Raw genomic sequence first — 964 nt, forward strand, 5'->3', positions numbered from 1 at the left:
CTACTGTATTGGTCAAGGGCTCGCGCTTTATGAAGATGGAAGAAGTGGTCGAGGCGTTGGCAGCAACAACCGCGTAAAAGACCGTCTGAAATATGAAAAAGATTTTACTATTGACTGGTTTGCTGATTGCCGCGTTTTATGCCGGAATGAAAGTACAGGCATTTATTTATGAAGATACCTGTTTGGACTTGGGCGGCGGAAAGAATCCTGGAAACTATCCGATTTGCGTGGTAGAGAAATAATCTTACTCAACAAGGCCGTCTGCAATTTCAGACGGCATACCGATTTATTCTTAATTGGGCAATAAGCCCGCTGTAACAACAAAAACAAAAAAGGAAGCCCCATGTTTTTATGGCTCGCACATTTCAGTAACTGGTTAACCGGTCTGAATATTTTTCAATACACCACATTTCGTGCCGTAATGGCTGCGCTGACTGCGCTGGTATTTTCATTATTGTTGGGTCCGTGGACCATTCGCAAGCTGACTGCGCTTAAAGTCGGCCAAGCCGTCCGTACCGACGGACCTCAAACCCACCTGATCAAAAACGGTACGCCAACCATGGGCGGCTCGCTGATTTTAACCGCCATTACCGTGTCCACAATCTTGTGGGGCAACTGGGCAAATCCTTATATCTGGATTCTCTTAGGAGTCTTGCTTGCTACCGGCGCACTCGGTTTTTACGACGACTGGCGCAAAGTGGTTTATAAGGACCCTAACGGCGTGTCTGCCAAATTCAAAATGGTGTGGCAATCCAGCGTTGCCATTATCGCCGGTTTGGCGTTGTTCTACCTTGCGACAAATTCTGCCAACAATATCCTGATTGTTCCCTTCTTCAAACAAGTTGCCTTGCCGCTTGGTGTAGTCGGCTTCTTGGTATTGTCCTACCTGACCATCGTCGGCACATCCAATGCTGTTAACCTGACCGACGGTTTGGACGGCTTGGCCGCATTCCCCGTTGTACTT

General features: G+C 47.7%; 1 protein-coding gene and 1 pseudogene. Both read left to right on the forward strand.

Annotated elements, in window-relative coordinates; all coding sequences use genetic code 11:
- Nucleotides 1-92 precede the first annotated feature (92 nt).
- Nucleotides 93-242, forward strand: coding sequence for a hypothetical protein (locus ACTHUM_RS15355; protein ID WP_049335337.1), 150 nt, complete (start codon nucleotides 93-95; stop codon nucleotides 240-242).
- Nucleotides 243-343: 101 nt separating this feature from the next.
- Nucleotides 344-964 (forward strand): annotated as a pseudogene (locus tag ACTHUM_RS15360) (phospho-N-acetylmuramoyl-pentapeptide-transferase); the annotation flags it as partial.

The organism is Neisseria sp. P0021.S006, assembly GCF_051956895.1.